We start from the raw sequence: 17,584 nt of genomic DNA on the forward strand, positions 1-17,584 counted from the left end.
ATATCTTGCAGATTGCGTCCAAGACTTAATCCGGCACCGCTGATACACAAGGCATATCAATGGACCTGCGCCAACTGCGCCACTTCGTCACCCTGGCCCGCACGCTCAACTACCGGCAGGCGGCCGAGCAGCTGCACATGTCCCAGCCACCGTTGTCGCAGTCCATCCGCCGGCTCGAGGACAGCCTGGGTGTGCAGCTGTTCCAGCGCGACCGGCGTGGCACGGCGCTGACCGAGGCCGGCCTGGCGGCGCTGGAGAGTGCCGAGCAGGCCTTGCACCATGCGCGCCAGGTGCAGGAAGTCTCCCAGGCCACGGCCAGCGGCGAGCGCGGACGTCTGCACATGGGCTTCATCGGTTCGGCCACTTTCTCGCTGATTCCCCGGCTGGTGCAGGCCTTTCGAGCCCAGTACCCGCTGATCGACCTGGTGCTGACCGAATCGACCACGCGCGAGATCTGCATGCAGGTGGCCAGCGGCGAATTCGATGCCGGCCTGCTGCGCTATCCGGTGACGCAGGCCACGGAACTGGCCATCACGCCGATAGAGAAAGACGAACTGGTGGCCGTGCTGCCCGAAGGCAATCCCCTGGCGCGACAGCCCGGGCTGCGCCTGCGCGATCTGGCAAGCCAGCCCTTCATCAACTACCGCCCCGGCGAGGTCCCCGGCCTGCATGCCCTGGTGGTACTGGCCTGCCAGCAGGCGGGCTTCATGCCCCAGGTCAAGCAGCATGCCGTGCAGGCCCAGACCCTGGTCAGCCTGGTGGGCGCGGGCCTGGGCGTGGCCCTGGTTCCGGCCGTCGTGGCCAAGGCCGGTGCGCCAGGCGTGGTGTTCCGCCACCTGGCGGACGCCGAGAACCTGCCCGCCATCGGGCTGGCGCTGGCGCTCAACCAGCGCCAGCCGGTGGCTACGGCCAGGCACCTGCTCGCGCTGTTGCAGCGGCTGGCGCCCTGAAGGCGACGCCACCGGTATGCGCCGCCAAAGACAAAGGCCGCACGGAGGCGGCCTTTGCTCGTCATGGCGGTCATGCCATGGGTGCCCGAGGCACCTGTGCGCTTACGCGTTTTCGCGTGCAGCGCGCTTGCGCTCGTTCTCGCTCAGGTGGCGCTTGCGCACGCGGATGCTCTTCGGTGTGATTTCCACCAGCTCGTCGTCCTCGATGAATTCCACCGCGTATTCCAGCGACAGGTCGATCGGGGGCGTGATCTTCACGGCGTCTTCCTTGCCGGACACGCGGAAGTTGGTCAGCTGCTTGGTACGCGTGGCGTTGACCACCAGGTCGTTGTCACGGCTGTGGATGCCGATGATCATGCCTTCGTACACGGGATCGTTGGCCTTGACGAACATGCGGCCGCGGTCGTCCAGCTTGCCCAGGGCGTAGGTGAAGATCTCGCCTTCGTCCATGGAGATCAGCACGCCGTTCTTGCGGCCGCCGATGTCGCCCTTGTGCGGCTCGTAGCTGTCGAAGATGTTGGAGATCAGGCCGGAACCACGGGTCAGGTTCAGGAATTCGTTGGTGAAGCCGATCAGGCCACGCGCGGGAATGCGGTATTCCAGGCGGACACGACCACGGCCATCGGGCTCCATGTTGACCAGCTCGCCCTTGCGCTCGCCCAGGGCCTGCATCACGCCGCCCTGGTGGCCTTCCTCGATGTCGGCCGTCACCAGTTCGATGGGCTCGTGGCGCACGCCGTCCACGTCGCGGAAGACCACGCGGGGCTTGGACACGGCCAGCTCGTAGCCTTCACGGCGCATTTCCTCCAGCAGGATGGTCAGGTGCAGTTCGCCACGGCCGGACACTTCGAAGATACCGTCCTCGTCGGTTTCCTTGACGCGCAGGGCCACGTTGGAGCGCAATTCCTTTTGCAGGCGGTCCCAGATCTGGCGGCTGGTCACGAACTTGCCTTCACGGCCCGCCAGCGGCGAGGTGTTCACGCAGAAGTTCATGGTCAGCGTGGGCTCGTCGATCTTGAGCATGGGCAGGGGCCGGGGGTTTTGCGGGTCGGTCAACGTGACGCCCATGCCCAGATCGGCGATGCCGTTGACCAGCACGATGTCGCTGGGGCCGGCTTCGGTGACCTGCACGCGGTCGATGCCCTGGAACTTCAGGACCTGGTTGATGCGGCCCTTGTAGCTCTTGCCGTCCGGACCTTCCATGACCAGCACGTCGGTCGAAGGCTTGAGCGTGCCCGAGGTGATGCGACCCACCCCGATACGGCCCACGAAGGTGGAGTAGTCCAGTGCCGAGATCTGCATCTGCAGCGGAGCGGTCGGATCGCCCTTGACCGAGGGAACGTGCTTGAGGATGGTGTCGAACAGGGCCGACATGTCGGGGCCCCACTGCTCGCCCGGAGCACCCTCTTCCAGCGAGGTCCAGCCGTTGATGCCCGAGGCGTACACCACCGGGAAGTCCAGTTGCTCGTCGGTGGCGCCCAGCTTGTCGAACAGGTCGAAGGCGGCGTTGACCACGTAGTCGGGGCGCGCGCCGGGCTTGTCCACCTTGTTGACCACGAGGATGGGCTTCAGGCCCAGGGCCAGGGCCTTCTTGGTCACGAAGCGCGTCTGGGGCATGGGACCTTCCTGCGCATCGATCAGCAGCACCACGCCGTCCACCATGGACAGGGCACGCTCCACTTCGCCGCCGAAGTCCGCGTGGCCGGGCGTGTCGAGGATGTTGATGTGCGTGTCCTTCCAGCTCACGGCGCAGTTCTTGGCCAGGATGGTGATGCCACGTTCGCGTTCGATGGCGTTGTTGTCCATCACCGTATCCACGACTTTCTCGTGCTCGGCGAAGGTTCCGGATTGGCGCAGCAGCTGGTCCACCATGGTGGTCTTGCCGTGGTCCACGTGGGCGATGATCGCGATATTGCGGATTTGTGTGCTCATAGTGTTTTCCCAATGCCGCAGCGTCAGGGGCGCGGCGTGTCTTCCAAGATCTGTTGAATTTCCAGTGAACTGAGCAGGCGCCCGGGGATGAGTTCCCCGCGCACCACGCGGCCCACGCCGAGAAGGGCCTGCGGGCGCTCACCGTACACGGCCACCGCCTCGGCATCGGGCCAGGGCCCCTTGCGGGGCAGGCCCGTGAGAAAGCGGGCCGCATCTTGCTCGCCCAGCGTGACAGCCGTGTGGCTGGCCAGCAGGGCATCGCAGGGCTGAAGCTGGCGCATGCGCGTGTCCTCGTCCATGGCGGCCAGGGCCTCCAGCGAGATGCAGCGCTCCACGCCCAGGCCGCCCGTGTCGATGCGGCGCAGCGCGCGCAGGTGGGCTCCGCAGCCCAGGGCCTCGCCCACGTCCTCGGCCAGCGTGCGGATGTAGGTTCCCTTGCTGCAGGTCACCACCATCTTGAGGGCGGGCCGTCCCTCGCCGTCCTGCGTGAGCGACAGCGCGAGCGCGTGGATGGTCACATCGCGCGCCGGACGCTCGATCGCTATGCCGGCACGCGCGTACTCGTAGAGGGCCTTGCCGTCCTTCTTGAGCGCGCTGTACATGGGCGGCACCTGGCGGATCGCACCCGTGAACTGCGCCTGCACGGCGGCAAGCCTCTCGGCCGTGAGGCCGGCAGGGTCGACGACGCGCTCGCGCAGCACCTCGCCCTCGGCATCGGCCGTGGTCGTGGTCTGGCCCAGGCGCGCGATCGCCTCGTAGGTCTTGGCGGCTTCCAGCTGCAATTGGCTGAACTTGGTCGCCGCGCCGAAGCACAGCGGCAGCACGCCGGTGGCCAGCGGGTCCAGCGTGCCGGTGTGTCCGGCCTTTTCGGCGCGCAGCAACCACTTGACCTTCTGCAAGGCATCGTTGCTGGACAGCTCCAGCGGTTTGTCGAGCAGCAACACCCCATGCACAGGGCGCCGCTGCACCCTTGTGCGTGGCGCGTTCATGGGGCTACTCTTCCTTCCCGCGCGAGGAAACGGCCTTGGCGATCAAGGCGTTCATGTCGGCCGCACGCTCGGTGGTGCGGTCGTAGATGAAGTGCAGCGTGGGCACGGTGTGGATGTGCAGGCGCTTGAACAGGCCGTTGCGCAGGAAGCCAGCGGCCTGGTTCAATGCATCCTGCGTGGCCTGCGGATCGCCCACGAGCAGGCTGAAGTAGACCTTGGCGTGGGCATAGTCCGGAGTCACCTCCACGCTTTGCAGCGTGACCATGCCCACGCGCGGGTCCTTCAACTCGCGCGCGATCAGTTCCGCCAGATCACGCTGGATCTGGTCGGACACCTTGAAGCTGCGGTTGGGCGCAGCGGACTTGCGTGTTGCCATCGTCGATTACAGCGAGCGCGCGATTTCCTTGATCTCGAACACTTCGAGCATGTCGCCTTCGCGGATGTCGTTGTAGTTCCTGAGCTTGATACCGCACTCGAAGCCTTCCTTGACTTCCTTGACGTCGTCCTTCATCCGCTTGAGCGATTCGATCTCGCCCGTGTAGATGACCACGTTGTCGCGCAGCAGGCGGAAATGCGCATTGCGCGTGACCTGGCCCTGCGTGATGTACGAGCCTGCCACGGTGCCGATCTTGGAGGCCACGAACACGGTGCGGATCTCGGCCATGCCGATGATCTCTTCCTTGCGCTCGGGCGCCAGCATGCCGGACATGGCTGCCTTCACCTCTTCGACGGCGTCGTAGATGATGTTGTAGTAGCGCAGATCCACGTCGTTGCTCTCGGCCGTCTTGCGGGCCTGGGCATCGGCACGCACGTTGAAGCCGATGATGATGGCCTTGGAGGCCAACGCCAGGTTGACGTCGGACTCGCTGATGCCGCCCACGCCCGAGTAGACCAGCTGAACGCGGATCTCATCGGTGGACAGCTTGAGCAGCGATGCGCCCAGCGCTTCCTGCGAGCCCTGCATGTCGGCCTTGACGATGATGGGCAGGGTCTGGACCTCGCCCGCGCCCATTTCGGCGAACATGTTCTCGAGCTTGGCAGCCTGCTGGCGCGCCAGCTTGGTGTTGCGGAACTTGCCTGCGCGGTAGGTCGCGATTTCGCGGGCGCGGCGCTCGTCCTGCAGCACCATGAAGTCGTCGCCGGCCTGGGGCACGTCGGACAGACCCTGGATCTCCACCGGGATGGAAGGGCCGGCGGACTTGGTCTGCTTGCCGTCCTCGTCCAGCATGGCGCGCACGCGGCCATAGGTCTGGCCAGCCAGCACCACGTCGCCCACCTTCAGCGTGCCGGACTGCACCAGCACCGTGGCCACGGGGCCGCGGCCCTTGTCCAGCTGGGCTTCGATCACGATGCCCTTGGCGGCGGCTTCCACCGGCGCCGTCAGCTCCAGCACTTCGGCCTGCAGCAGCACCTGCTCGAGCAGTTCGTCGATGCCCTGGCCGGTCTTGGAGGACACGGCCACGAAGGGCGACTCACCGCCATACTCTTCAGGCACGACCTCCTCGACCACCAGCTCCTGCTTGACGCGGTCGGGATTGGCATCGGGCTTGTCGGCCTTGGTGATGGCCACCACGATGGGAACGCCTGCCGCCTTCGCGTGCTTGATGGCTTCCTTGGTCTGGGGCATCACGCCGTCGTCGGCCGCGCACACCAGGATGACGATGTCGGTGGCCTGGGCGCCACGGGCACGCATGGCCGTGAAGGCCTCGTGGCCCGGAGTGTCCAGGAAGGTGACGATGCCACGCGGCGTCTGCACATGGTAGGCGCCGATATGCTGGGTGATGCCGCCGGCTTCGCCCGACGCGACCTTGGTGCGGCGGATGTAGTCCAGCAGCGAGGTCTTGCCGTGGTCCACGTGGCCCATGACGGTGACCACGGGGGCACGCGACTCTAGCGCGGCTTCCTGGTGGGACACTTCCTCGGCCGTGAAGGCCTCGGGATCGTCCAGCGCGGCGACCTTGGCGGTGTGGCCCATCTCCTCGACCACGATCATGGCCGTGTCCTGGTCCAGGGGCTGGTTGATGGTGACCATCTGGCCCATCTTCATCAGCACCTTGATCAGCTCGGAAGCCTTGACCGACATCTTGTGCGCCAGCTCGGCCACGGTGATGGTCTCGGGCACATGCACCTCGATGGCGCGGAACTCCGCCGCGGCGTGCTGCTGCTGGCCTTCATTGCGGTCATTGCCGCGACGCCCGCCACGTGGGCCGCCACGCCAGTTGGCACGGCCGCCCACGCCACCGGAGCTGTCGCCACGGGTCTTGATTTCCTTTTTCTTGCCATCGCCGGCCCAGCTCGACGAAAGCTTGGCGGACTTGACTTCCTTGCCGCCGCCAGCGGGCGCGCCACCGGTGCGCGCGCCTGCACCACCCGTGGTCGCGCCGGCGGGCTTGTGCAGCGTGGACTTCTTGGCGTCGCCCGCAGCCGGGGCCGCAGGCTTGGCTGCGGGCTTGGGCTCTTCGGGCTTCTTGGCGACCAGCACCTTCTTGGGAGCAGCCATCATGGCGCGGATGGCCTCGGCCTCGGCCAGCGCCTTGCGGCGGCGGTCTTCCAGGTCCTTGGCGCGCTCGGCTTCCTCGGCCGCGCGGGCCCTGGATTCTTCCTCGGCCTTGGCGCGGGCCGCAGCCTGGGCCTCGGCGCGCGCGGCCTGGCCGGCGGCCTGCTCGCGCGATGCCTCCTGCTTGGCGCGGGTGGCCTCGGCGATCTTGGCCGCTTCGGCGGCGGCGTAGGCGGCCGCGCGTTCCTCGGCCTCGCGCTCGCGCTGTTCGCGTTGCTCGCGCTCTTCGCGCTCCCGGCGTTGCTGTGCCAATTCTTCCTCCTGGCGACCGATCATCTCGGCCTGGCGACGTGCTTCCTCTTCGCGACGCACCAGATCCTGGGACTCGCGCTCCGATGCCGCGCGCTGCTCCTGGGCAGCCGCCTTGGCAGCGGGGTCGGAGGCGCCATCGGCGGCTTCGTCACGCTTGATGAAGGTGCGCTTCTTGCGCACTTCCACCTGAATGGTGCGGGCCCTGCCCGAAGCGTCGGCCTGCTTGATCTCGCTCGTGGACCGCTTGGTCAGCGTGATCTTCTTGGCGCCGCTTCCGTGGCTGGCCTGCAGATGGCTGAGCAGTTGCTGCTTGTCGGTGTCGGTCAACGCATCCGATGCGTTGTCCTTGGCGACGCCCGCAGCCTTGAGCTGCTGCAGCAACGTGTCAGGGGTCTTGTTGAGCTCTCTTGCAAACTCGGCAACCGTATTACTGGACATAAATGCTCTGAACCTCCCTGACCTTACTCTTGCCCTTCGGTGAACCAGTGCTCACGCGCCTTCATGATCAAAGCCTTCGCTTGTTCCTCGGTCTGCCCGGTCAGCTCGGTCAACTCGTCGATGGCCAGATCGGCCAGATCGTCACGGGTGTGCACATTGGCCTGGGCCAGCTTGTCCACGATCTCCGCAGTCATACCCTCGAGCGTCAGCAGATCCTGCGACACCTTGCTCACGTTTTCCTCGTGTGCGATCTCCTGCGTCAGCAGTGCGTCCTTGGCACGGCTGCGCAGCTCGTTCACCGTCTCTTCGTCGAACGACTCGATCTCGAGCATTTCCTGCAGGGGCACATAGGCCACCTCCTCCAGGGTCTCGAAACCTTCCTCGATGAGGATGTTGGCGATTTCCTCGTCCACATCGAGCTTTTCCATGAACAGCTGGCGCGCCACGGCGGACTCGTCCGCCTGCTTCTGCGCGGACTCGGCAGCGTCCATGATGTTGATCTTCCAGCCGGTCAGCTCGGAAGCCAGGCGCACGTTCTGGCCGCCACGGCCGATGGCGATGGCGAGGTTCTCCTCGTCCACCACCACGTCCATGGCGTGCTTTTCCTCGTCCACGACGATGGAGGACACGTTGGCCGGAGCCAGGGCGCCGATCACGAACTGCGCGGGATCCTCGGACCACAGCACGATGTCCACACGCTCGCCAGCCAGCTCGTTCGTGACGGCATTGACGCGGGTGCCGCGCACACCGACGCAGGTGCCGATGGGATCGACACGCTTGTCATGGCTGAGCACGGCGATCTTGGCGCGGCTGCCGGCATCGCGGGCGCAGCTCTTGATCTCCAGCAGGCCCTGCTCGATCTCGGGCACTTCATTGCGGAACAGCTCGACCATGAACTCCGGCGCGGAACGCGACAGGATGATGGGGGCGCCGCGCAGCGTGGCGTCCACCTCCATGATCATGGCGCGCACGCGGTCGCCGTTGCGCAGGTTTTCCTTGGGGATCATCTCGTTGCGGCGCAGGCGCCCCTCGACGCGGCCGGCCTCCACGATGATGTCGCCCTTGTCCATGCGCTTGACGGTGCCGGTGAAGATCTTGTCGCCACGGGACAGGAACTCGTTGAGCAGCATCTCGCGCTCGGCATCGCGGATCTTCTGCAGGATGACCTGCTTGGCCGCCATGGCACCGATGCGGCCGATGGGCAGGGATTCGATCTCTTCCTCGATGTACTCGCCTTCGGAGATACCGGGGACACGGTCTTGCGCATCCATCAGCATTTCCTCGGCATCGGGGTTTTGCAGGCCCGCGTCATCGGGCACCACCAGCCAGCGGCGGAAGGTGTCGTAGTTACCGCTGTCGCGATCGATGGCCACGCGGATGTCCACTTCACCCTGGTACAGCTTCTTCGTGGCTTGGGCCAGGGCCGATTCCACTGCACCGAACACCACATCGCGCTCCACGTTCTTTTCGCGCGAAATGGCTTCTACCAACATCAACAGTTCGCGATTCATGCGACGACTCTCCTATTTCAATCACACAAGAAGGGGGCGGCAATGCCCTTCTTGCCCCAATGATCCGACGTACCCGGCCCCGCTCAGACAGGCTTGGCAGAACGTCCCTTGAAATCCACGAGGGGAGCCAGGCGCGCCTCGCGCAGCTCCTCCAGCGTGAAGCCCAGCGCCTGCAGCGGCGCGGGAACACGCTTTTTGCTGACCCTCTGGCCAGGCTTGACCGGCGGCTCGTCGCTCCAGACGATCTGCCAGCCACCATCTTCGGCGCGCTCCAGCGTGCCGCGGAATTTCTTGCGATTGGCACTGACCTGCCCGCCGGCTGCGGCCCCCATGGGCTCCTTGAGGGTCAGGTCGATGACTTCCCCGGTGAAGCGGATGAAGTCCTGCTCGTGCCGCAGGGGGCGATCGATACCCGGGGAAGAAACCTCCAGGCGCGTGTAGTCCACGCCATCGACCTCGAGGGCGAACTGCAGCTGGCGCGTGACCTTCTCGCAGTCCTCCACCGTCACGAACTGCTCCGGCAGCACCGGCTCGCCCTCCACCGGAGGCTGCCAAGGCAAATCAATTGTGACGCGCAACAGCCCGCCCGCGGAGCGTTCTATTTCCACCAGGTCATAGCCCAGACCTGTCACGGTTTGTTCAACGATTTGCTGTAGTGCCACGTGTATTTAAATTCAGTCCTGCCAACACAAAAGACCCGGAACGCCCCTGAAATCATGGCGAAAGCCATGCCCTCAACAGCGCCGAGCCCCAGGGCAATCCCGAAGGTCGCCCGAAGATCGCCCAAAAAAAAAGGGCGGTGAGTACCCGCCCGTTTGGTCGTGAATGTGGCATTGTACTCTCAAACCGCCCTGCGGCCAAGTCCGCCTCGCACAAAGGCAGGCACAGTGCCGGGCAGCACGACCCAGGACTCAGGCACCGAGATGGTCCAGCGCCTGCGCCGAACGCAGGCGCGCCAGCAGGGCCTGGGCCTCGGCCGGGTCGGCGGGGCCGGCACCGGGGTCCTGCGCCAGCGACTGCAGCATGCGCGTCACCACCGCCGGCTGGGGCAGCACGGGCCCCAGAAAGCGCGCCCGTTCGCCATCGGCCACAAGCAGCGAGGGGAAGGTCTCGATATCGAGGTCACCGGCCACATCCTCGCGGTCCTCGACATCGAGCCAGATGAAGCGCATCTGCGGGAACTGGGTGGCCAGTTGCTCGAAGGTGGCCCGGTACTGATTGCACACGCCGCACCACTGCGCGCACAGGCAGACCACCCACCAGGGGCAGGCGGCATCGCTTTCGTCCGGCAGCGTGCCGGCCATTGGATCCATGAAAACCTCTCAGAAGCCGCGCCCTTCCCTGGCGCGGTAAACCTCCATGGTACCGATTTCCGCCGCCTTGTTGCCCCAGGCGTTGCGCACATAGTTGGCCACGGCCGCCACCTGGGCGTCCGACAGCACATGACCGAACGGGGGCATGCCGTGCGGATGCGGCTGCAGCCGGGTCGAAGGCGGGTAGCCCCCCTCCAGCAGCACCAGCAGCAGGTTGCGCGGCTCGGCCATGGTCACGGTGGCATTGCCGGCCAAGGCGGGAAACGCCCCTGCCGTGCCCTGCCCCCGGGAGCCATGGCAGACCGCGCACTGCTGTTCATACAGCTTCTGCCCCAGGACCATGGACCCGGGCGACGGCGCGGCGATCGCGTGGCCGCCCTCAGCCCCCCCAACCGCGGCGGCGCCACGTTCTTGCAGATAGGAGGCCAGGGCCTGCAGATCCTGCGGCTGCCAGTGCTGGGTGCTGCGGGCCACGACCTCGGCCATGGGCCCCAGGGCGGATCCCGAAGGCCCCGACCCCGCCTGCAGCACCTGCATCCAGGCCGAATCGCGGCCCGCCTGCACACCGGCCTGCGCCGGATCCAGCAGAGAGGGTGCATACCAGGACTGGCCTGCCACGACCCCCCCGGTCAGCGCCTGCCCCACGGCCCCCCAGGCATTGCGTGGTGCATGGCAGGCGGCACAATGCCCCAGCCCCTGGGCAAGATAGCGCCCCCGGTTCCATGCCTGCGGATGCTGCACCTGCTCCTTCCACTCCTGCGGCGTGAAGAACAGTGCGCGCCAGACCACTAGCGCGCCCTGCCATCCATAGGGAAATTGCAGCGCATGGCCTGGCGCCTGCGCACGCACGGGGGGCAGGCTTCGCAGATAGGCGAACAGGGCGTCCGAATCCGCCCGCGTCACGTGGGTGTAGCTGTCATACGGGAAGGCCGGGTACAGCAGGCGCCCGTCCCGTGAGCGGCCATTGTGCAGCGCACGCCAGAAATCCTGCGCGCTCCACTTGCCCAGGCCCGTCTCCTCGTCTGGCGTGAGATTGCTGGTGAACAACGTGCCGAACGCGGTGGGCAGCCCCCGGCCACCGGCATATTCCACGCCCCCGGCCGCCGTATGGCAGCCGACGCAATTGCCCACCCGCGCCAGGTAGGCGCCGCGCTCCACGAGGGCAGCCACGGGCTCCGCCTCCCCGCCGCCCCCGCCGTATCCGTAGGCATGCACACCGTATTCCCCCCGCAGATTGAGCCATGCCAGCAACGCGCCAAGCACGGCCAATCCGGCCAATCCGAGCCAGGCCACCGCGGCCATCGACCAGCGGCCACGCATTCCTCCGCGTCTTCGCTGTTTCCTCGGGTGCACCTTCATGGCAGGCCCTCCCGGCCAGCCAAGGCCTGCACGGCGCCGCAACGCAGCGGCAGGGGCTGGCGCACGGCCTCATGCCCGCCGGATGCCAGGGCGGGGCGCGAGGCCAGCCACGCGGTGACCGCCACCACCTCCCGGGGTGTCAATGCCCTGGCCACCTGGTCCATGCAGTCCGGCGCCGCCGCCTTGCGCTGCCCGGAGCGCCAGGCGCCGATCTGGCTGTTCAGGTAGTCGCGCGACAGGCCCAGCAGGCCGGGGATGTCCTCGCCCGCCCCCATGAGCCGGCTGCCATGGCAGGAGGCGCACGCAGGCAGGCCCCGCTGCTCGTCGCCGCGCAGCACCAGTTGCTCGCCACGGGCCAGCTCCGAAGCCGGCAGTGCCGCCGGCACGGGCGGCGCATAGGGCAGCTCCAGCCCCGCGAAGTGCATGGAGATCTGGCGCAGATAGTCATCCGACATGAACTCGATCAGCCGGTTCATGGCCGGATAGCTGCGGCGTCCCTGCTGGAAGTTCTTGAGCTGTCGGTACAGATACCCCGCCGGCTTGCCGGCGATGCGGGGGAAATAACCGCCGGGCGTGGCACGGCCTTGCGGGCCGTGACAGGCGGTGCAGGCCAGCACCCTGGCGGCCATGGAGCCCACCTCGGGCAGCGGCGCGCTGACGATGGCCGGCGGCAGTTCCACGTCCGGCGCGCCCGACAGCGACGGCCCGGGCTGCGCCACCGCTGCGCATCCGGCCGCGGCCATCCATGCCGCCAGCACGGCCCGCCATCCCCCAGACCACCATCGACTGCCATGATCCATGTCCGACGCCTCCTGTTGCGCCCTGCCGACGCGCGAATGTAGTGAACCCGTCACAAGATGAGTGTGGACAAGCACCGGGCCAAAGCCCATCGGTTGAGACCCTGGCATGGGCGGGCTATGCTGTGGCCAGGCTTGTCCGAAACATCGCCCACAAGGGCCGGAGGACGGAAATACATGGACTACAAGGACTATTACCGCATCCTGGGACTGGACCGGGGCGCGAGTACCGATGAGATCAAGAAGGCCTATCGCAAGCTGGCACGCAAATACCACCCCGACGTGAGCAAGGAGGCCGATGCCTCCCAGCGCATGGCCGAAGTCAACGAGGCCAATGCCGTGCTGTCAGACCCCGAAAAACGCGCGGCCTACGATGCACTGGCCGATGGTCCGCGCCGGGGAACCACAGGTACGGGAGGCTTTCAGCCGCCACCCGGCTGGGAGAACCAGGACTTCCACTTTCGCGGCGGGCGTGGCGCGGCACCCGAAGGGGATGCGGATTTCAGCGACTTCTTCTCGCAGATGTTCGGCCATGCGGCCCGGGCTCGGCAGGCAGACACCGGCGGCCAAGGCCGCCAGCCGCCCGACATGCGCGGCCAGGACCAGCATGCCAGCATCGAGCTGGACCTGATGGACAGCTATCGTGGCGCCCAGCGCAGCCTGCACCTGCGCACCACGGCCATCGATGACGACGGCCAGGTGGTGGCCCGGGACAAGGAGCTGCAGGTCAGCATCCCCAAGGGCGTGCGCGAAGGCCAGATGATCCGTCTGGCCGGCCAGGGAGGCGCGGGCCTTGGCAAGGGCCCCGCAGGCGACCTGCTGCTGGAGGTGCACCTTCGCCATGACCCCCGCTGGTGGGCAGAGGGCAAGGATGTCTACCAGAACGTGGCCCTGGCTCCCTGGGAAGCCGCGCTGGGGGGCGCGGTCCGGATGTCCACCATCGCCGGCGAATTCGAGGTCAGCGTACCGGCAGGCAGCCGCCCGGGCCGCAAGCTGCGCATCAAGGGCAAGGGCCTTCCCGCCGCCACGCCCGGCGACCTGTACCTGGTTCTGGGCATCGCGCTGCCCGAGGCACAGACCGATGCACAGCGCCAGGCCTATGCCAGCCTGGCCCAGGCCTTTCCCTCTTTCGACGCCCGCCGGCAAGGCACGGGCCAAGGAGCCTCTCGATGAGCACGCATTCCTACCCCTTCTACGAGCCCGCCGAACTGCTGGGCGAGGATGCGCTGGACCTGCAGGATCTGGCGCGCCACTGCCAGCGCAACACCGCCTGGGTGATCGAGCATGTGCAGACCGGCGTGCTCACCTGCGACAGCCAGGCATCTGCGGAAGCCACCTCCTGGCGCTTCAGCAGCCAGACGCTGGTGCGCGCGCGCCGCATTGCCCACCTGGAGCACAGCTTCGACGCCGACCCCCAACTGGCCGCGCTGACCACCGATCTGATCGAGGAAGTGCAGATGCTGCGCCGCAAGCTCCAGGCCTTGCAGCACTGAAAATGCACTGCGCCCCGCCGTGGGCCTGCGGAAAAGACAAAAGCCCTCTTTCGAGGGCTTTTGTCTCGGAACCTGATCACCGCATGCGCATGCGCGATGCCGGCGACCCGCCGTGCTCAGCGGTGACGCTTGCCGGGGTTCTTCTTGGTATGGGTGTGCGCGCCACGGGCGCGGCTCACGCGCTGGCCACGGCCGTGCGTGGGCAGGGTGACGCCGTTGGGCAGGGGAGGCTGGGGAGTGAACTTGCGGTCGGCTTCGGTAACGATCTTGTTGCCCATGGCATTTCCTTCTTCAAAAAGTGAGAACACGCAATTAGGCCATAGACCTGCAGGGGCGCGCACGAAAAAACACATGGCCTGCTCCGGCATAGGGAAAGCTGCAGCGTTGCGCCGCGCGCACAAGGCCATGCGCTGGCAGCGCCGGCCTACAACGCAGACCGGCATTCTGTCCTAAAGTAGGAGCACGCAGCCAAGCGCACAAGGCCCCTGTGGCATGCACGCATGCAGGCTTGCCTGAACACGGAGTTCCGCACCATGTCATCCCGTCCACCCTCCCCAGATATCCGCTCATCCTCCAGGCGATCGGGCTGGATGCTGCCGGCCGGCCTGGCCGTCGGCACAGCCGCCGCGGCGCTGCTGTGGAAAGGCCTGCGCCCGCCCCCCATACCACAGGGGGTGGAGCCGGTGCGCGACTGGGACATACGGCGCTACATGGGTCGCTGGTACGAAGTGGCGCGCCTGGAACATGGCTTCGAGAAGGGGCTGGAGCGCACCCAGGCCGAATACACGGCACTGCCCGACGGCAGCGTGCACGTGCTCAACCGCGGCTACGATGCGCGGCACCGCCGCTGGAAGTCCGCCGAGGGCAAGGCCCGCACCGTGCGGGGTCCGGATGTCGCGGCGCTCAAGGTGTCTTTCTTCGGCCCCTTCTACGGGGGCTACAACGTGGTGGCCCTCGATACCGACTACCGCTGGGCCATGGTGGTGGGCTCGGACCTGCGCTATTTCTGGATCCTGTCGCGCACCCCGCAGCTCGCCGATGGCGTGGCCGCCCGCCTGCTGGCCCAGGCCAGGCTGCTCGGCGTGCCGGTGGACAAGGTCCAGTGGGTGCTGCAGGACGGGGTCAATCCCACGGGCAGCTGGTAGCCCGGGTCCTCAGAACCCCTCGGGCATGCCGTCGCCCGTGAAGCCCGCAGCCTCCACCAGGCGCCGGGTATAGGCCTGACGCGGCGCCCCCAGCACCTGGGCCACGGGCCCGGATTCGACGATGGCACCATCCTTCATCACCACCACGTCATGGGCCATGGCGCGGATCACATCCACATCGTGGGTGATGAGCAGATAGGCCAGGCCGTGCTCGCGCTGCAGCCGCTGCAGCAGCGCGAGCACCTGCTGCTGTATGGTCACGTCCAGCGCGCTGGTGGGTTCATCGAGCACCAGCACCTCGGGCTCCAGCACCAGGGCCCGCGCGATGGCGATGCGCTGGCGCTGGCCTCCGGAAAATTCATGGGGATAGCGCTCCAGCAGGCCCGGGAACTGCTCCTGCGTCAGGCCCACGGCGGACAGCATGTCCACGACACGGCCGCGGTGCTGCTGCGCCGTCAGCTCCGGTGCGTGCACCCTCAGCCCTTCGCCAACGATCTGCTCCAGCGTCAGCCGGGGAGACAGGGAGGAGTACGGATCCTGGAACACGACCTGCACCTTGCGCCGCAGTGCCCGGTTGGCCGGCGAATTGCGCATGGCCGGCTGCTGCCATGCCTGACCCGCGATGCGCAGCTCACCCTCGTGCGGCAGCAGACCCAGCACGGCCTGGGCCAGCGTGGACTTGCCCGACCCCGACTCGCCGACCACGCCGACGGTGCGTCCGGGCAACAGTGCCAGATCGGCCGACTGCACGGCCACGAACCGGCCCTGGCCGAACCATCCTCGCACGCCAGCCAGGGGCACCGGATAGCTGACCTTCAGGGCCTGCGCCCGCACCAGCGCCTCGGGAGCCGGGCCCTGCCCGCCCATCTGCGCCTCGACCAGATCGCGGCGTGGCGCGCTGGCCAGCAGCCTGCGCGTATACACATGGCGCGGCGACGCCATGACCGCCGCAACCTCGCCCTGCTCCACCAGCTGCCCCCGCTCCATCACGGCCACACGGTCGGCAAAACGCCGCACCAGGTGCAGGTCATGGGTGATCATCAGCACGGCCATGCCGGTCTGGCGCTGCAGATCATCCAGCAACCGGAGGATCTGGCCGCGCAGCGTGACATCGAGCGCCGTCGTGGGCTCGTCCGCCAGAAGCAGCCTGGGATTGCTGGCCAGCGCCATGGCGATCATGGCCCGCTGGCGCTGGCCGCCGCTGAGCTGATGGGGGAAGGCCCGGGCACGGCGCACCGGCTCGGAAATGCCCGTGGTCGCCAGCAGCTCGACCGCCTGGGCCATGGCCTGGTTGCGCGACAGGCCCTGCTTGAGCCGGAGGACCTCGCCCACCTGCTCACCCGCGGTCATCAACGGATTGAGGGCGGTCATGGGCTCCTGGAAAATCATGGCCACGTCGCCGCCACGCACCCCCCGCATTTCGCGTTCCGGCAGGCGCAGCAGATCCCGGCCATCGAACAGGGCCTGCCCCGCCAGTTGCGCATCGCCGGCCAGCCGCAGCAGGGACAGCGCCGTGATGGTCTTGCCCGAACCGGACTCCCCCACCAGCGCCAGCTTCTCGCCGACGGCCAGATCGAAGCTCACCCCGTGCACCACCTCCTTGCCGCCAAAGCGCACGCGCAGGTTGCGCACCGACAGCAAGGTCCTGGCCCGCGCCATCGGCGCGGCCTCCATCGCGGGCTGCACGGTATTCATGCAGGCTCCTTGCCGTCGGCCGCGTCGCTGGTGGCCGCCTTGCGCGGGTCCAGCGCATCGCGCAGCGCATCGCCCATGAAGGTCAGCAGCAGCAGGGTCAGCACCAGCACCGCGAAGGTGGACAGCGAGATCCACCACGCGTCGATGCTGTTCTTGCCCTGATTCAGCAATTCGCCCAGGCTGGGTGTCTCGGGTGGCACGCCCAGTCCCAGGAAATCCAGCGAGGTCAGTGCCAGGATGGCCGCACTCATGCGAAACGGCAAAAAGGTCACCACGGGCGTCATGCTGTTGGGCAGCAGATGGCGCCAGATCAAGGCGCCATTGCCCACGCCCAGCGCGCGCGCCGACTTCACATAGTCCAGCTGACGATTGCGCAGAAACTCGGCGCGCACGTAGTCCGACAAGCCCATCCAGCCGAACAGCGACAGCAGCACCAGCAGCAGCGAGACGCTGGGCGCCAGCACGGCGCTGAAGATGATGAGCAGGTACAGCTCGGGCATGGAGCTCCAGATCTCGATGAACCGCTGCAAGGCCAGGTCGATCCTGCCGCCGAAAAAGCCCTGGATGGCCCCCATCACCACCCCCAGCACCACGCCCGAGGCCGTCAGCGCCAGCGCGAACAGCACGCTCACGCGAAAACCGTAGATCAGCTGGGCCAGCAGATCCCGCCCGCGGTCATCGGTGCCCAGCAGGTTCTCGCGCGAGGGCGGCGCCGGGTTGGGCAGCGTGGCGAAGTAGTTCAGGGCCTGCGGCCCGTAGGGATTGAACGTGAACAGCGCCCAGTTGCCGCCCTGGCGCAGGCGATCGCGGATGAAGGGATCCAGGTAGTCCGTGGCTGTCTCGAAATCTCCCCCGAAGGTCTTTTCGGGATAGTCATTCCACAAGGGCCAGTAGGTCTGCCCCTCGTAGCGCACGACCAGCGGCCTGTCGTTGCTGATCAGTTCCGCCCCCAGGCTCAGCACGACCATCACGCAGAACGCGACCAGGCTCCAGTAGCCCAGCCGGTTGCGCTTGAACCGCAGCCAGGCCCGCCGCGCCGGTGACGCCGCGGCCACCGCCAGCGGGGCAGACGCGGTGGCCACAGCCCCCCCCGCCCCCGAAATCGCAACGGATTGCATCTCAGTGTCCATGTCGCCCCGGCAAGAATGTGAAG

Annotated in this window: 16 protein-coding genes; 4 read left to right on the forward strand and 12 right to left on the reverse strand. The window is 67.1% G+C overall.

Annotated elements, in window-relative coordinates; translation table 11 throughout:
• Window positions 1-59: 59 nt before the first annotated feature.
• Window positions 60-950 (forward strand): LysR family transcriptional regulator, encoded by an 891-nt coding sequence (locus tag L1Z78_RS17100; RefSeq protein WP_234637584.1) that lies wholly within the window; start codon window positions 60-62, stop codon window positions 948-950.
• Window positions 951-1,052: 102 nt separating this feature from the next.
• On the opposite strand, the gene typA is transcribed toward L1Z78_RS17100, so the two are convergent.
• The 9 genes from typA to L1Z78_RS17145 all read right to left on the reverse strand — a co-directional run bounded on the left by typA (window position 1,053) and on the right by L1Z78_RS17145 (window position 12,101).
• Entirely contained in the window at window positions 1,053-2,882 is a 1,830-nt protein-coding gene (gene typA / locus L1Z78_RS17105; RefSeq protein WP_234637585.1) for a translational GTPase TypA, read from the reverse strand.
• A 23-nt stretch (window positions 2,883-2,905) separates the two neighbouring features.
• Window positions 2,906-3,871 (reverse strand): tRNA pseudouridine(55) synthase TruB, encoded by a 966-nt coding sequence (gene truB, locus L1Z78_RS17110; protein WP_234637586.1) that lies wholly within the window; start codon window positions 3,869-3,871, stop codon window positions 2,906-2,908.
• A 4-nt stretch (window positions 3,872-3,875) separates the two neighbouring features.
• Entirely contained in the window at window positions 3,876-4,247 is a 372-nt protein-coding gene (gene rbfA, locus L1Z78_RS17115) for a 30S ribosome-binding factor RbfA (RefSeq protein ID WP_234637587.1), read from the reverse strand.
• A gap of 6 nt (window positions 4,248-4,253) precedes the next feature.
• Complete coding sequence (gene infB / locus L1Z78_RS17120; RefSeq protein ID WP_234637588.1) at window positions 4,254-7,118, reverse strand: translation initiation factor IF-2; 2,865 nt, start codon at window positions 7,116-7,118, stop codon at window positions 4,254-4,256.
• 23 nt (window positions 7,119-7,141) lie between these two features.
• Window positions 7,142-8,629 (reverse strand): transcription termination factor NusA, encoded by a 1,488-nt coding sequence (nusA, locus tag L1Z78_RS17125; protein ID WP_234637589.1) that lies wholly within the window; start codon window positions 8,627-8,629, stop codon window positions 7,142-7,144.
• Window positions 8,630-8,712: 83 nt separating this feature from the next.
• On the reverse strand, window positions 8,713-9,291 hold the full coding sequence (gene rimP, locus L1Z78_RS17130; RefSeq protein WP_234637590.1) for a ribosome maturation factor RimP: 579 nt from the start codon (window positions 9,289-9,291) through the stop codon (window positions 8,713-8,715).
• A 249-nt stretch (window positions 9,292-9,540) separates the two neighbouring features.
• A complete protein-coding gene (locus L1Z78_RS17135; RefSeq protein ID WP_234637591.1) occupies window positions 9,541-9,942 on the reverse strand; it encodes a thioredoxin family protein in 402 nt (133 codons plus the stop codon).
• Window positions 9,943-9,951: 9 nt separating this feature from the next.
• Window positions 9,952-11,262 (reverse strand): cytochrome c, encoded by a 1,311-nt coding sequence (locus L1Z78_RS17140; RefSeq protein WP_234637592.1) that lies wholly within the window; start codon window positions 11,260-11,262, stop codon window positions 9,952-9,954.
• 35 nt (window positions 11,263-11,297) lie between these two features.
• A complete protein-coding gene (locus L1Z78_RS17145; RefSeq protein WP_234637593.1) occupies window positions 11,298-12,101 on the reverse strand; it encodes a c-type cytochrome in 804 nt (267 codons plus the stop codon).
• A gap of 174 nt (window positions 12,102-12,275) precedes the next feature.
• Here L1Z78_RS17145 and L1Z78_RS17150 point away from each other — a divergent pair, with 174 nt between their 5' ends.
• Window positions 12,276-13,271, forward strand: a complete 996-nt coding sequence (locus L1Z78_RS17150; RefSeq protein WP_234637594.1) for a DnaJ C-terminal domain-containing protein — start codon at window positions 12,276-12,278, stop codon at window positions 13,269-13,271.
• The gene (locus tag L1Z78_RS17155; protein ID WP_234637595.1) at window positions 13,268-13,591 is read left to right on the forward strand and encodes a chaperone modulator CbpM; all 324 of its coding nucleotides are present in this window, start codon (window positions 13,268-13,270) and stop codon (window positions 13,589-13,591) included. The genes L1Z78_RS17150 and L1Z78_RS17155 overlap by 4 nt, the downstream gene beginning before the upstream one ends.
• Window positions 13,592-13,707: 116 nt before the next feature.
• On the opposite strand, the gene L1Z78_RS17160 is transcribed toward L1Z78_RS17155, so the two are convergent.
• On the reverse strand, window positions 13,708-13,869 hold the full coding sequence (locus L1Z78_RS17160; protein WP_234637596.1) for a hypothetical protein: 162 nt from the start codon (window positions 13,867-13,869) through the stop codon (window positions 13,708-13,710).
• A 255-nt stretch (window positions 13,870-14,124) separates the two neighbouring features.
• Here L1Z78_RS17160 and L1Z78_RS17165 point away from each other — a divergent pair, with 255 nt between their 5' ends.
• Window positions 14,125-14,736, forward strand: coding sequence for a lipocalin family protein (locus L1Z78_RS17165; RefSeq protein ID WP_234637597.1), 612 nt, complete (start codon window positions 14,125-14,127; stop codon window positions 14,734-14,736).
• Between the two features lie 9 nt (window positions 14,737-14,745).
• Here the strand turns inward: L1Z78_RS17165 and L1Z78_RS17170 are convergent, their stop codons facing one another.
• Window positions 14,746-16,431 carry an ABC transporter ATP-binding protein gene (locus L1Z78_RS17170; protein ID WP_234637598.1) on the reverse strand — a complete coding sequence of 562 codons (1,686 nt, stop codon included), beginning with the start codon at window positions 16,429-16,431 and terminating at the stop codon, window positions 14,746-14,748.
• Window positions 16,428-17,561, reverse strand: coding sequence for an ABC transporter permease (locus L1Z78_RS17175; RefSeq protein WP_418921631.1), 1,134 nt, complete (start codon window positions 17,559-17,561; stop codon window positions 16,428-16,430). The genes L1Z78_RS17170 and L1Z78_RS17175 overlap by 4 nt, the downstream gene beginning before the upstream one ends.
• Between the last annotated feature and the right edge of the window lie 23 nt (window positions 17,562-17,584).

The organism is Delftia tsuruhatensis (assembly GCF_903815225.1).
GTDB lineage: Bacteria > Pseudomonadota > Gammaproteobacteria > Burkholderiales > Burkholderiaceae_C > Comamonas > Comamonas tsuruhatensis_A.